The 13,572-nt window shown below is 59.5% G+C and carries 11 protein-coding genes; 8 read left to right on the top strand and 3 right to left on the bottom strand.

Annotated features, from left to right (window positions below; genetic code table 11):
* Window positions 1–37 precede the first annotated feature (37 nt).
* The 6 genes from bioF (at window position 38) to DQN55_RS02110 (ending at window position 7,555) form a co-directional block, all read left to right on the top strand.
* Complete coding sequence (gene bioF, locus DQN55_RS02085) at window positions 38–1,210, top strand: 8-amino-7-oxononanoate synthase (protein WP_048380804.1); 1,173 nt, start codon at window positions 38–40, stop codon at window positions 1,208–1,210.
* Entirely contained in the window at window positions 1,203–1,934 is a 732-nt protein-coding gene (locus tag DQN55_RS02090; protein ID WP_048380802.1) for an alpha/beta fold hydrolase, read from the top strand. Before bioF ends, DQN55_RS02090 begins: the two co-directional genes overlap by 8 nt.
* Window positions 1,927–2,739: a malonyl-ACP O-methyltransferase BioC gene (bioC, locus tag DQN55_RS02095; protein WP_048380801.1), complete on the top strand. Its 813-nt coding sequence runs from the start codon at window positions 1,927–1,929 to the stop codon at window positions 2,737–2,739. The genes DQN55_RS02090 and bioC overlap by 8 nt, the downstream gene beginning before the upstream one ends.
* Window positions 2,736–3,416 (top strand): dethiobiotin synthase, encoded by a 681-nt coding sequence (gene bioD / locus DQN55_RS02100; protein ID WP_048380799.1) that lies wholly within the window; start codon window positions 2,736–2,738, stop codon window positions 3,414–3,416. Before bioC ends, bioD begins: the two co-directional genes overlap by 4 nt.
* Window positions 3,417–3,676: 260 nt before the next feature.
* Window positions 3,677–5,482 carry a phenylacyl-CoA dehydrogenase gene (locus tag DQN55_RS02105; RefSeq protein WP_048380797.1) on the top strand — a complete coding sequence of 602 codons (1,806 nt, stop codon included), beginning with the start codon at window positions 3,677–3,679 and terminating at the stop codon, window positions 5,480–5,482.
* A gap of 294 nt (window positions 5,483–5,776) precedes the next feature.
* A complete protein-coding gene (locus DQN55_RS02110) occupies window positions 5,777–7,555 on the top strand; it encodes an acyl-CoA dehydrogenase C-terminal domain-containing protein (protein WP_048380796.1) in 1,779 nt (592 codons plus the stop codon).
* Between the two features lie 289 nt (window positions 7,556–7,844).
* Here DQN55_RS02110 and DQN55_RS02115 read toward each other — a convergent pair whose 3' ends face one another.
* Window positions 7,845–8,732: a LysR family transcriptional regulator gene (locus DQN55_RS02115; protein ID WP_048380794.1), complete on the bottom strand. Its 888-nt coding sequence runs from the start codon at window positions 8,730–8,732 to the stop codon at window positions 7,845–7,847.
* A 229-nt stretch (window positions 8,733–8,961) separates the two neighbouring features.
* Between DQN55_RS02115 and DQN55_RS02120 the strand changes: the two genes are divergently transcribed.
* Entirely contained in the window at window positions 8,962–10,242 is a 1,281-nt protein-coding gene (locus tag DQN55_RS02120; RefSeq protein WP_048380792.1) for an aminotransferase class III-fold pyridoxal phosphate-dependent enzyme, read from the top strand.
* 184 nt (window positions 10,243–10,426) lie between these two features.
* Complete coding sequence (locus DQN55_RS02125) at window positions 10,427–10,585, top strand: YqaE/Pmp3 family membrane protein (RefSeq protein WP_010207008.1); 159 nt, start codon at window positions 10,427–10,429, stop codon at window positions 10,583–10,585.
* A 52-nt stretch (window positions 10,586–10,637) separates the two neighbouring features.
* Here the strand turns inward: DQN55_RS02125 and DQN55_RS02130 are convergent, their stop codons facing one another.
* Both DQN55_RS02130 and pqqE read right to left on the bottom strand, forming a co-directional pair.
* The gene (locus DQN55_RS02130; protein ID WP_048380789.1) at window positions 10,638–12,467 is read right to left on the bottom strand and encodes a S9 family peptidase; all 1,830 of its coding nucleotides are present in this window, start codon (window positions 12,465–12,467) and stop codon (window positions 10,638–10,640) included.
* A complete protein-coding gene (gene pqqE, locus DQN55_RS02135; RefSeq protein WP_048380788.1) occupies window positions 12,433–13,569 on the bottom strand; it encodes a pyrroloquinoline quinone biosynthesis protein PqqE in 1,137 nt (378 codons plus the stop codon). Before pqqE ends, DQN55_RS02130 begins: the two co-directional genes overlap by 35 nt.
* Between the last annotated feature and the right edge of the window lie 3 nt (window positions 13,570–13,572).

Consider the following 13,572-nt stretch of genomic DNA (forward strand, 5'->3'; position numbering starts at 1 on the left):
GCAGCCTTCGGCAGCGGCTACAAGGATTATTTCCAGCATGTCTTTTGACCTGAGCACTCGTCTGGCCGCGCGTCGGGCCGACAATTTGTACCGCCAGCGCCCTCTGCTTGAGAGCCCGCAAGGGCCTGAAGTGGTGGTGGACGGTCAGCCCTTGCTGGCCTTTTGTAACAACGACTACCTGGGGCTCGCCAATCATCCTCAGGTGATCGAAGCCTGGCAGGCCGGGGCCTCGCGCTGGGGCGTTGGCGGCGGAGCATCGCATCTGGTCATCGGCCACAGCGGTCCGCACCATGCGCTGGAAGAAGCCCTGGCCGAGTTCACCGGACGCCCGCGTGCGTTGCTGTTCAGCAACGGCTATATGGCCAACCTCGGGGCTGTCACTGCATTGGTGGGGCAGGGCGACACGGTGCTCGAAGACCGTCTCAACCATGCGTCGTTGCTTGATGCGGGCCTGTTGAGCGGTGCGCGTTTCAATCGTTACCTGCACAACGACGCAACCAGTCTGGCCAAGCGCCTGGAAAAAGCCTGCGGTCATACGCTGGTGGTGACCGATGGCGTGTTCAGCATGGACGGCGATCTGGCCGATTTGCCTGCGCTGGCCCGTGAAGCCAGAGCCAAAGGCGCGTGGCTGATGGTCGATGACGCCCATGGTTTTGGGCCGCTGGGCGCCAAGGGTGGCGGGATTATCGAGCACTTCGGGTTAAGCGTGGACGATGTGCCGGTACTGGTCGGCACGCTCGGCAAAGCGTTCGGCACCAGCGGCGCTTTTGTAGCCGGCAGCGAAGAACTGATCGAAAGCCTGATCCAGTTCGCCCGGCCTTACATCTATACCACCAGCCAACCGCCGGCCCTGGCCTGTGCGACGTTGAAAAGCCTTGAACTGTTGCGCACCGAACACTGGCGTCGCGAGCACTTGAACCGCTTGATTCGCCAATTTCGCCATGGCGCGGAGCAGATCGGTTTGCAACTGATGGACAGCTTCACGCCGATTCAGCCGATCATGGTGGGTGACAGCGGCCGAGCGGTGCAGCTGTCGCGGCGCCTGCGCGAGCGCGGGCTGCTGGTGACGGCCATTCGCCCGCCGACCGTGCCTGCCGGTAGCGCACGTTTACGTGTGACCTTGTCGGCTGCTCACACCGAGGCGCAGGTGCAGCTATTGTTAAATGCACTTGAAGATTGCTGGCGTGAGTGGGAGCCCGACCATGCGTGATCGTTTGATTTTGCTGCCCGGCTGGGGCTTGGGAGTATCGCCGCTGGAACCCCTGGCGGCAGCCTTGAGTGGTTTGGACGAGCACTTGCGGGTCGAAATCGAACCTTTGCCGGTGCTGCTTTCGGCAGCGCTGGACGACTGGCTCGACGAACTTGACGCCAGCCTGCCCGACAACGTCTGGCTCGGTGGCTGGTCGCTGGGCGGGATGCTTGCCAGCGAATTGGCGGCACGCCGGGGAGATCGTTGCTGCGGGCTCGTGACGCTGGGCAGTAACGTGAGCTTCGTCAGCCGTAGCGATTGGCCAAGTGCTATGCCGGCCGTCACCTTTGAGGCATTCCTCAACAACTTTCGCGATGCCCCCAACACCACCTTGAAGCGTTTTTGCCTGCTGTGCAGCCAAGGTGCATCCGAGCCCCGATCGCTGGCGGGTCTGCTGCTGGGCGGGGCACCGAAGGCCGAACCGGACACCTTGCTCGCTGGCCTCGACCTGCTGGGCAAGCTGGATACGCGACGTGCCTTGCAGGCATTCAGCGGGCCGCAACTGCACCTGTTTGCCGGTCTCGATGCACTGGTGCCGGTACAGGCTGCCAGTGACGTATTGACCCTTTTGCCCGATGTTGAAGTGGGTCTGATTGAACAGGCCTGTCATGCTTTTTTACTGGAAGCGCCCCACGAACTGGCGGCCGCCATCCAGGCTTTTTTACATGAGTTGGGTGATGACTGATTTGAGTGTTGCAACATTGGCCGGCCACTTGCCGGACAAGCGTCAGGTGGCCGATTCGTTTTCTCGGGCCGCCGTCAGTTATGACAGTGTGGCCGAACTGCAACGTGCGGTTGGCCATCAGTTGATCGCCCGTTTGCCCGCAGGCATCCAGCCGCAGCGCTGGTTGGACCTGGGCAGTGGCACGGGGTATTTCAGCCGGGTGCTGGGTGAGCGCTTTGCGGGCAGTGAAGGGCTGGCGCTGGACATCGCCCAAGGCATGCTGGCGTTTGCCCGGCCGTTGGGTGGGGCGCAGCATTTTGTGGCCGGTGATGCGGAAAACCTGCCGTTGCAGGCCAACAGTTGCGATGTGATTTTCTCCAGCCTGGCGCTGCAGTGGTGCGCGGACTTCAGCGCGGTTCTCAGCGAGGCCCGGCGTGTGCTCAGGCCGGGCGGTGTGTTGGCGTTTGCCAGCTTGTGCGTGGGCACCTTGTACGAACTGCGCAAGAGCTGGCAGGCAGTCGATGGTCAGGTTCATGTGAACCGCTTTCGTGAGCTCGAAACCTATCGGCAGCTGTGTGCAGGCAGTGATTTACAGGTTGTGAGCTTGCAGAACCAGCCGCATGTGCTGCACTACCCGCAGGTACGGCAACTGACCCATGAACTCAAGGCGCTGGGCGCACACAACCTGAATCCGGGTCGCCCGGAAGGACTGACCGGCAGGGCCCGGCTTCAAGGATTGTTGAGTGCCTATGAGCAGTTTCGTCAGCCACAAGGGCTACCGGCGACGTATCAGGTGGTCTACGGCATTTTGGAGAAAACGCGATGAGTCCTGCGTACTTCATTACAGGCACTGACACTGACGTGGGTAAAACCACCATTGCCGCCGGATTGCTCTATGCGGCTCGCGAAGCCGGGTTGAGCACGGCCGCAGGAAAACCGGTGGCGTCGGGCTGCGAAATGACTGCCGAAGGCCTGCGCAATACCGATGCTCTGGCGTTGATGGCTGAATCGTCGATCAAACTGACCTATGACGAAGTGAATCCTGTGGCATTTGAGCCGGCGATCGCCCCGCATATTGCGGCGCGGGAAGCCGGGGTAGTGCTCACGGTGCGCTCGTTGCTGGAACCGATGCGGTCTGTACTGGATCGGCAAGCGGATTTCACCCTGATTGAAGGTGCCGGTGGTTGGCGTGTGCCGTTGTCCGGGCAGGACAGTCTGTCGGACCTTGCACAGGCGCTGGATCTGCCCGTGATTCTGGTGGTGGGTGTGCGTCTGGGCTGTATCAGCCACGCCTTGTTGACCGCCGAGGCCATTGCGCGGGATGGTCTGCAATTAGCGGGCTGGGTGGCCAACATCATTGGCCCGAAAACCTCACGTCTCGAAGAAAACCTCGCCACCTTGGCCGAACGTCTCCCGGCTCCCTGCCTGGGCCGCGTGCCAAAACTCAAGACAGCGTCGGCACAATCGGTGGCCGAATATCTGCAGCTGGATTTGCTGGATTAACCGTCGTTACACCTCAGTCCTGACTTTTTAACAGCGAGCTTGCTCGCGATGGCCTCACCGCTGGTCTGCCTGACAGACCACGGTGCCTGTATCGCGAGCATGCTTGCGTCTGCAGGTTTGTGCCCGGTATGGGACGAACGGAGGCACTGCACTGCTTGACAATAAAAGGGCGTAAACGTATGTTTCAAACAACTGTTTGACCGCTATAACAAATCCACGCGGTTGTTCATCCCCGGATTCATCAGCAGAGGTTTATCGCTATGCCTGACTACAAGGCCCCCTTGCGTGATATTCGCTTCGTTCGTGACGAACTGCTCGGTTACGAAGCGCACTATCAGAGCCTGCCGGCTTGCCAGGACGCTACTCCAGATATGGTCGATGCCATTCTTGAAGAAGGCGCCAAGTTCTGTGAGCAGGTGCTGGCACCGCTGAACCGCGTGGGTGACATCGAAGGCTGCACCTGGAGTGAATCCGGGGTTAAAACGCCGACCGGATTCAAAGAAGCCTACCAACAATTCGTTGAAGGCGGCTGGCCGAGCCTGGCCCACGACATCGAGCACGGTGGTCAGGGCCTGCCAGAATCCCTGGGCCTGGCGGTCAGTGAAATGGTCGGCGCAGCCAACTGGTCCTGGGGCATGTACCCAGGCCTGTCGCATGGCGCGATGAACACTATCTCCGAGCACGGCACCCCCGAGCAGCAAGACACCTACCTGACCAAACTGGTTACCGGCGAATGGACCGGCACCATGTGCCTGACCGAATCGCATTGCGGTACCGACCTGGGCATGTTGCGGACCAAGGCCGAGCCGCAAGCGGACGGTTCGTACAAAATCTCGGGCACCAAGATCTTCATCTCGGCCGGTGAACACGACATGGCCGAGAACATCGTCCACATCGTACTGGCCCGCCTGCCGGATGCACCGGCCGGTACAAAAGGTATTTCGCTGTTCATCGTGCCCAAGTTCCTGCCGAAGGCAGAGGGTGTGCTCGGTGAGCGCAACGCGGTTTCCTGCGGCTCCCTTGAGCATAAAATGGGGATCCACGGCAACGCGACCTGCGTGATGAACTTCGACGGCGCTACCGGTTTCTTGATCGGCCCGGCGAACAAAGGCCTGAACTGCATGTTCACCTTTATGAATACTGCGCGCCTGGGCACCGCCCTGCAGGGCCTGTCCCACGCTGAAATCGCTTTCCAGGGTGGCTTGAAATACGCCCGTGACCGCCTGCAAATGCGTTCGCTGACCGGACCTAAAGCACCTGAAAAAGCAGCTGACCCGATCATCGTCCACCCAGATGTACGTCGCATGCTGTTGACCACCAAAGCGTTCGCCGAAGGCAACCGGGCGATGGTTTACTTCACCGCCAAGCAAGTCGACATCGTGAAATACGGCGTTGATGAAGACGAGAAGAAAAAAGCTGACGCACTGCTGGCCTTCATGACGCCGATTGCCAAAGCCTTTATGACTGAAGTCGGTTTTGAGTCCGCCAACCACGGTGTGCAAATCTACGGCGGTCACGGCTTTATCGCTGAATGGGGCATGGAGCAGAACGTTCGCGACAGCCGTATTTCGATGCTGTACGAAGGCACCACCGGTATTCAGGCACTCGACCTGTTGGGTCGCAAAGTGTTGATGACCCAAGGCGAAGCCCTGAAAGGCTTTACCAAGATCGTGCACAAGTTCTGCCAGACCAACGAAGGCAACGAAGCCGTACAGGAGTTCGTCACACCGTTGGCGGCGCTGAACAAAGAATGGGGCGAGCTGACCATGAAGGTCGGCATGGCGGCCATGAAGGACCGTGAAGAAGTGGGGGCGGCTTCGGTCGACTACCTGATGTATTCCGGTTATGCCTGCCTGGCGTACTTCTGGGCTGACATGGCCCGTCTGGCAGCTGAGAAGCTGGCAGCCGGCACCTCGGAAGAGGCGTTCTACAAAGCCAAGCTGCAAACTGCGCGCTTCTACTTCCAGCGCATCTTGCCGCGTACGCGTTCTCACGTAGTGACCATGCTCTCGGGTGCCAGCAACCTGATGGACATGAAAGAAGAAGACTTCGACCTGGGCTACTAAGTCGCGGTGAGTCACCTTTAAAAGCCGCTTCTCCCCTTGGGTGAAGCGGCTTTTTTGATTGTGGCCGCGCATTAATCCTCTGTAGGCGCAGGGTTGCTCGCGATGCAACCAACTCGGTATATCCGGGTCACCGGGGAGAGGTTATCGCGAGCAAGCTCGCTCCTACAGGGCGTGACCTTTTGTGTCTTTATGGTCACAGCATGACCCTATGTATCACATTCGTTGTTGGGCTAGACTGCCCCTGTATTCAACGGCCCATCAGGGCTTCACCGTTTAGAGATTACGAGGTTTGCCATGGCTGATTACAAAGCGCCCCTGCGCGATATGCGCTTCGTCCTCAATGAAGTATTTGAGGTCGCCACACTTTGGGCGCAATTACCTGCATTGGCTGAAACTGTAGACGCCGAAACGGTTGAAGCCATTCTTGAAGAAGCGGGCAAAGTAACCGCTAAAAGCATTGCGCCATTGAGCCGCAGCGGCGATGAAGAAGGTTGCCATTGGGACAACGGTGCTGTCTCCACGCCAGCCGGTTTTGTCGAGGCCTACCAGACCTACGCCGAAGGTGGCTGGGTCGGTGTTGGCGGCGATCCTGAGTTCGGCGGCATGGGCATGCCCAAGGCGGTATCGGCCCAGGTCGAAGAAATGATCAACTCCTCCAGCCTGTCCTTCGGCTTGTACCCGATGTTGACTGCCGGTGCCTGTGTATCGATCAATGCCCACGCCAGTGATGAGCTGAAAGCCATTTACCTGCCGAACATGTACGCCGGCGTGTGGGCCGGTTCCATGTGTTTGACCGAGCCTCACGCCGGCACCGACCTGGGCATCATTCGGACCCGGGCCGAGCCTCAGGCCGATGGCACATACAAAATCAGTGGTACCAAGATTTTTATTACTGGCGGTGAACACGACCTGACCGAAAACATTATCCACCTGGTACTGGCCAAGCTGCCGGATGCCCCCGCGGGGCCCAAAGGCATTTCGCTGTTCCTGGTGCCCAAGTTCATGGTCAATGACGATGGCAGCCTGGGTGAGCGTAATCCGGTGACCTGCGGTTCGATCGAGCACAAGATGGGGATCCAGGCTTCTGCCACCTGCGTGATGAATTTCGATGAAGCGGTCGGGTATCTGGTCGGTGAGCCCAACCGGGGTTTGGCCGCGATGTTCACCATGATGAATTACGAGCGCCTCGGGGTAGGTATCCAGGGGCTGGCCTCGGGCGAGCGCTCGTATCAGAACGCTATTGAATACGCTCGCGACCGTTTGCAGGGGCGTGCTGCAACCGGTGCTCAGGCCAAGGACAAAGTGGCGGACCCGATCATTGTGCATGCAGACGTGCGTCGCATGCTGTTAACGATGAAAGCGTGCAACGAAGGCGGTCGGGCCTTTTCGACCTACGTGGCGAACCAGCTGGACATCGCCAAGTTCAGTGACGATCCGACAGCCCGTGAGCGTGCCGATGGCCTGGTAGCTTTGCTGACGCCTGTGGCCAAGGCCTTTATGACAGACCTCGGGCTTGAAACCACCGTACACGGCCAGCAGGTGTTTGGTGGTCATGGCTACATTCGGGAGTGGGGCCAGGAGCAACTGGTACGTGATGTGCGCATCACCCAGATCTACGAAGGCACCAATGGCATTCAGGCGCTGGACCTGGTGGGCCGCAAGATCGTAGCGAATCAGGGGGCGTACTACCGTTTACTGGCTGACGAAATTCGCGGCTTCATTGCCTCGGCGCACAGTGACTTGAATGAGTTCACACAGCCGTTGGCCGAGGCTCTGGACACACTTGACCAGTTGACGGCCTGGGTTCTGGAACAGTCAAAAAATAACCCGAATGAAATCGGCGCGGCTTCGGTCGAGTATCTCCAGGTTTTTGGTTACACGACTTATGCGTACATGTGGGCACTGATGGCGCGTGCGGCGCTGGGCAAAGACGCGGACGAAGCGTTCTACGCCAGCAAGTTGGGAACGGCACGCTTCTATTTCGCACGTTTGCTGCCACGTATTCACTCATTGAGTGCCTCGGTAAAAGCCGGCAGCGAGTCGCTTTACTTGCTGGATGAAGCACATTTTTAATGTGTTGAGTCGTTTGTAAGCATTTGCTTACATTACGCAGCGACATTCGCCCATATCGCCAGATTGGATCCACGGTTAATCTACTTCACATGGACGTAGAGCAGGAAGCTCAAAGCAACAACACGGACACGTAGGATTCTGCTAGGAAGGCGGAGTGAAAAGGATGTCAGGGAAACAGTCTGCAAAACCCCGCCTAGGCGGGGTTTTCTTTTTTCTGCGTCTGAAAATTATCACTCCCTGACAGCCAAAACCCTTAGAGGCCATCGCTCGGCTTCTGCACAAGCATGGGTTACATCGGGTTCTTCACATCCTCAAGCAACGTACGCAGCAGCTCCAATGTGGCCTGCTGGCGCTGTACATCGCGACACACCAATCCCACTTTGAGCGGCACCCTCGGTTCACTCAGGGGTTTCCAGAGCAGTGCCGGATTATCGTGCTCATGCCGAGAACGTCCAGGCAGCACGGTGGACAGCTTGCTATGGGGCAAACTGTCGAGAATCCCGGCCATGGTATTGAGCTCAGCCTGAACCTGCGGGCGGCGTCCCAGGCTGGCGAGCTGGGTTTGCCAGATTTGCCGGACCTGAAACTCCTCCCCCAGCAACAACATCGGCAGCTCGGCGGCCTGACTCAAAGAGACTTTTTTGAATTCCCGCAAGGGATGATCGGCCGGGATCACCAGTTGCAACTCGTCTTCATATAACGGCAAGCCATGCAGACCCGGCTGGCGTGGCGGCAGATAGCTGATGCCGATGTCGAGCGAGCCATTGAGCAAGCGTCGTTCGATCTCCAGCCCGGTCAGTTCGTAGATTTGTACCACCAGATGCGGCTGGGCCTGACGTACCCGCTCCAGCATTTGCGGCACCAGACTGGTGTGGACAGTTTGCAGCACACCAATGGCAATGGTGCGTAACGCTTGGCCCTGGAAATTGCGCAGGGCTTCTTTCGCCCGCTGCAATCCGTCGAGCAGCGGCAGCGCGTGGTTGTACAGGGTGTGAGCGGCCAGGGTGGGCAGCAGGCGCTTGCTGCTGCGCTCAAACAGGCGCACGTCAAGGTTATGTTCAAGGTGACGAATCTGCTGTGACAGCGCTGGTTGCGAGATGGATAGACGTTCCGCGGCACGGCCCACATGGCCTTCTTCATACACCGCGACGAAATAACGCAGCTGTTTAAAATCCATAAGTATGACTTATCGAAAATGCTTAAAAAACGAAATGGCTCAAAGCGCCGGACGCGCCTAGTCTACGCCCATTCCACAGGGGCCATAGAGCCCTGGATGCAGATGAATAGCATTATTTTTGAGGTGATTTGCATAGGAAAGGCAACACAACCTGCCCTGGATTCAGCCCCTCTGGCTGGAACCTGTCCATTGCAAATAGAAGCTGTTTATGGTCACAAGGTCCGCGTGCATGAACCTGTTTAACCTGCGTCGCCCCCCTACCCATCTGGATGAGCTGGCTGCGCCATCCGTTCCCCCGATGCCCAGGCACCATCCCCGCGAATGCCTGATGCCTGGCGTCGAGCGTGCGGAGCAGGTGTTTGTACGCGGTCAGGGTTCGTGGATGTGGGACAGCGACAGCCGTGCTTATCTGGACTTCACCCAGGGTGGGGCGGTGAATAGCCTGGGGCACAGCCCGGCGGTGCTGATCAAGGCGATGGCCGAGCAGGCGCAGTCGTTGATGAATCCGGGCGCGGGCTTTTATAACCGGGCAATGCTGGATCTGGCAGAGCGTTTGTGTGAAAGCACCGCAAGCGACCAGGTGCATTTTCTGAACACCGGCGCTGAAGCCAACGAAGGTGCGATCAAGCTGGCGCGTAAGTGGGGCCAGCTGCATCGTGGCGGAGCGCATCGGATCATCACCGCGACCCACAGCTGTCACGGGCGCAGTTTTGGGGCGATGTCGGCTTCGGGCAGCGGCACTTTTGACAATCGCTTCGAACCGCAAATGCCGGGATTCATCAATGTGCCGTTTAACGACTTGCCAGCATTGCACGCGGCAGTTGATGCGCAAACCGTGGCCATCATGCTGGAGCCCGTGCAGAGCGATGCGGGTGTGATTCCGGCCACGGAGCACTACCTCAAAGGGGTAGAGCGGTTGTGTCGTGAGTTGGGAATCCTGCTCATTCTGGATGAAGTCCAGACCGGCATGGGCCGTTGCGGCACCTTGCTGGCTGAACAGAACTACGGCGTTCGCGCCGACATCATCACGCTGGGCAAAGGCCTGGGCGGCGGAGTCCCCCTGGCCGCGTTGCTGGCACGCGGCAAAGCCTGTTGCCTGGAACCGGGTGAGCTGGGCGGCACCCATCATGGCAACGCCTTGATGACAGCGGCCGGCGGTGCCGTGCTCGCGACGCTGCTGGAAAAAGGTTTTTTGCAACAGGTGCGGGACGCTGGCCAATACCTGGGTGAAGGGCTGAGCCGGCTGGCTAATCGTTATGCCCACGGTGAACTGCGTGGCCAAGGGTTGTTTTGGGGGCTGACCTTGTCGGATGAATCGGCGGACGCGGTGGTCAAGGCTGCACGGTATGAAGGCTTGTTGCTCAGCGCGCCACAGCCTGACTGTTTGCGTTTCACACCTGCGCTGTGCGTCAGCAAAGGTAACATCGATGAGATGCTGCTGCGTCTGGCCCGTGCGTTTGCCCGGGTACGTACTGCGCAGCTGCAGTGCCGTCGTGGAGTCGCCGTCTGAAACTCGTCGCCGTATACAGAATTTAAAGAACCGTCTCGCGGTATAACGCGTCGCCCTGTGCCTGTTTCGTTCGGCACGGGGCGTTTTTTTGCCTGGAGAAAACGTGCGGACTGAACCTTCTGCACGCCGGTGGAGTCGATTGATCGTAGGGCTTGATTAAGCCCACTTATTGGGGAGTTACTTGATGGACATTATTCGAATCATCATCGCCATCCTGCTTCCACCGCTGGGGGTGTTCTTGCAAGTGGGTTTCGCGGGGGCATTCTGGTTGAACATTCTGCTGACCTTGTGCGGTTATTTCCCGGGGATCATCCACGCGGTCTACATCATTGCAAAACGTTAACGCCCCTCTGCCGAGCGATGAATAACGCCGGTAGGTGCCGCCTGCGCAGCGCCTACCGAGCAGCCATCACCTCGCGATAAAACAACCATTCCTGCTCCAGGGCATGTGCCTGATTACTGGCTTTGCGAAAACCGTGGCGCTCGTCAGGATAGTAATAGGCCCTGGCCGGGATGCCGTTGTCCTGCAAGGCCTTGAGCATGTCCCGGGTCTGCTGGGGAACCACGACCGCATCCAGTTCGCCCTGGAAGAAAATTACCGGGACGTGGATCTGCCTGGCATGCAGCAGCGGGGTGCGGGCGGCATAACGCTCGGCGTCGCGCTCGGGATCTCCGATGAGCCAGTCCAGGTAGTCGCCTTCAAACTTGTGGGTGGCCCGGGCCAGGGCCACCGGATCGCTGACGCCGTACAGGCTGGCGCCCCCGCGGAACACATCCTGGAATGCCAGGGCGCACAACGTGGTGTAGCCGCCTGCGCTGCCGCCGCGAATAAACGCGTTTTGACCATCGATCAGCCCCTGTTCGGCGAGGTAGCTGACGACCGCACATGCGTCTTCGACATCCACGATCCCCCATTGCAAATGCAGGGCCTGACGATAATCACGGCCATAGCCCGTGCTGCCGCGGTAGTTAAGGTCGGCCACGGCAAATCCGCGCTGGGTCCAGTACTGAATGCGCGGGTCGAGCATCGGGTAACAGGCGGAGGTCGGGCCGCCGTGGATAAACACCACCAAGGGCGGTTTGACCTCATTGTGCATCGAGGGGTAGAAAAAACCGTGTGCTTCGCTGTTGCCCGAGGGGTAGCGCAGAGTACGCGGGCGGCTGATCTGCTCGGGCGGCAGCGGCGCGATGCCACCGGCCAGCACCTCGGCCTGTTGATCGCTGCGGCGAATACGGATCACCGCCGACGGGCTGACTGGCGATGCGACGATGGCATAGATGAATGCGTCATCCAGCGCCAGGCTGCGGAAGCGGCTGTAATTGCCCGTCAGGTCTTCTTGAGTGCCATCAGCATGGCGGATGCCCAAGCGCCCGAAACCCTCTACGGTCCAGCTGGCCAGATACGCGTGGCCCTCCAGAGGTACCCAGGTGCAGCCGCCCGATTGCCAGGGAGCCGGGGCATGATCGGCAGCGGCACTTGGTACAGGCACTAAACCTCCGGCCGATTCGGCCCACGGTTGCCAGAAACCCGCACGGTCCGTCAGGCAGTACAGTCGATTGTGTGCATCGAAGCGGGGTTGTTGCAGCGATTCCTCACGGCTGTCTCCCGCAACGCAGCGTGCGGTGCCCCAGCCGCCATCGTCCTGGCGCTCGGCGAGCATCAGGCGGGTGGACGTCCAGGGTTGATGCGGCCGGCTCCATTCAATCCAGGCCAGGTGTTGAGCGTTTGGGCTGAGGCAGGGGGCGGTGTAGAAGTCAGCACCTTCGGCCAGCACCTGGCGCTCAAGTGAGCTCAGGTTGAGGCTGATCAGTCGATGTTGATTGGCGTTTTCTTCAATGGCCAGCACCTGCCCTTGGGCATGGTTCACGTCGCCATAACGGCAGTTGCCGTGGGTCAGGGCGTGCGGGGTGCTGCCATCCAGCGGTTGCAGGTACAGCTGTTGATCGGACTCGTTAACGAACACTACCGCGTCGTCGCTCAGGCAAAAGGCCCCGCCGCCATACTCGTAAACCCGGCTGCGCACGCTGAAGCCAGCGGGTGTCAGGCAACAGGCCTGGCCGTTGCGCCAGTGCCAGATACGGCAGGCGGCGTCTGCGGGGCGGTATTCATTCCAGAACAGCCCAAGAGCGCTGGTCCGCAGCTCGGCGAAGTCTACCCCGGCGGCCACCGCGAGGGCGGCGCTGAACGGTTCAGCCTTTAGCGATGAGTCGGGAGTTTCGATCATTTCGGAAGGCCAGTTGTTCGATGGTTTGAGTGGCATGCTCGGCCTCTTCGCGCGCCTTGAGGATCAAGTCGTGTTGCGGTGACTTGCTGCACACCGGGTCGGCGTTGCTGGCATCGCCGGTGAGCATAAAGGCCTGGCAGCGGCAGCCGCCGAAGTCCTTTTCTTTCTCGTCGCACGAGCGACAAGGCTCAGGCATCCAGTCGTAACCGCGAAAACGGTTGAAGCCGAATGACTCATACCAGATGTGCTGCATGCTGTGATCGCGCACGTTGGGAAAGGCGATCGGCATTTGTCGGGCGCCATGGCACGGCAGGGCAGTACCGTCCGGGGTGACGGTCAAAAAGATGCTGCCCCAACCGTTCATGCAGGCTTTCGGGCGCTCTTCATAATAGTCCGGCGTCACGAAAATCAGCTTGCAGGGATGACCTTCGGCCTCAAGCTTGGCCCGGTATTCGTTGGTGATGCGTTCGGCGCGTACCAGTTGTTCCTTGGTCGGCAACAGCCCGACACGGTTGAGCTGGGCCCACCCGTAAAACTGGCATGTGGCGAGTTCGACGAAGTCGGCTTCAAGGGCGATGCACAGCTCGATGATGCGGTCGATCTTGTCGATGTTGTGCCGATGGGTGACGAAGTTCAGCACCATCGGATACCCGTGGGCTTTCACGGCCCGGGCCATTTCAAGCTTTTGCGCGAAGGCTTTTTTCGAGCCAGCCAGGAGGTTGTTCACCTGCTCATCGCTGGCCTGGAAGCTGATCTGGATGTGGTCCAGCCCGGCTTTTTTGAAGTCGCTGATCTTCTGCTCGGTCAGGCCGATGCCCGAAGTAATCAGGTTGGTGTAGAAGCCCAGCTTGCGCGCCTCGGCAATCAGTTCAGCCAAATCCTGGCGTACCAGCGGTTCACCCCCGGAGAACCCCAGCTGTGCCGCGCCCATCTCCCGCGCTTCGCGAAACACCTTGATCCACTGCTCGGTGCTCAACTCTTTGCCTTGCTGGGCGAAGTCCAGCGGGTTGGAGCAGTACGGGCATTGCAACGGGCAGCGATAAGTCAGCTCGGCCAGCAGCCACAGTGGCAGGCCGACCTCTGGCTTGGGCGGTAAGGGCATCAG

This window comes from Pseudomonas taetrolens, assembly GCF_900475285.1.
In the GTDB taxonomy this organism is placed as follows: Bacteria; Pseudomonadota; Gammaproteobacteria; order Pseudomonadales; family Pseudomonadaceae; genus Aquipseudomonas; species Aquipseudomonas taetrolens.

Coding starts and splice junctions, on each gene's coding strand:
- DQN55_RS02130 (WP_048380789.1), bottom strand. CDS start 12,467: ATGATCGAAACTCCCGACTCATCGCTAAAGGCTGAACCGTTCAGCGCC.
- DQN55_RS02105 (WP_048380797.1), top strand. CDS start 3,677: ATGCCTGACTACAAGGCCCCCTTGCGTGATATTCGCTTCGTTCGTGAC.
- DQN55_RS02125 (WP_010207008.1), top strand. CDS start 10,427: ATGGACATTATTCGAATCATCATCGCCATCCTGCTTCCACCGCTGGGG.
- DQN55_RS02120 (WP_048380792.1), top strand. CDS start 8,962: ATGAACCTGTTTAACCTGCGTCGCCCCCCTACCCATCTGGATGAGCTG.
- DQN55_RS02115 (WP_048380794.1), bottom strand. CDS start 8,732: ATGGATTTTAAACAGCTGCGTTATTTCGTCGCGGTGTATGAAGAAGGC.
- bioF (WP_048380804.1), top strand. CDS start 38: ATGTCTTTTGACCTGAGCACTCGTCTGGCCGCGCGTCGGGCCGACAAT.
- bioD (WP_048380799.1), top strand. CDS start 2,736: ATGAGTCCTGCGTACTTCATTACAGGCACTGACACTGACGTGGGTAAA.
- DQN55_RS02110 (WP_048380796.1), top strand. CDS start 5,777: ATGGCTGATTACAAAGCGCCCCTGCGCGATATGCGCTTCGTCCTCAAT.
- pqqE (WP_048380788.1), bottom strand. CDS start 13,569: ATGCCCTTACCGCCCAAGCCAGAGGTCGGCCTGCCACTGTGGCTGCTG.
- bioC (WP_048380801.1), top strand. CDS start 1,927: ATGACTGATTTGAGTGTTGCAACATTGGCCGGCCACTTGCCGGACAAG.
- DQN55_RS02090 (WP_048380802.1), top strand. CDS start 1,203: ATGCGTGATCGTTTGATTTTGCTGCCCGGCTGGGGCTTGGGAGTATCG.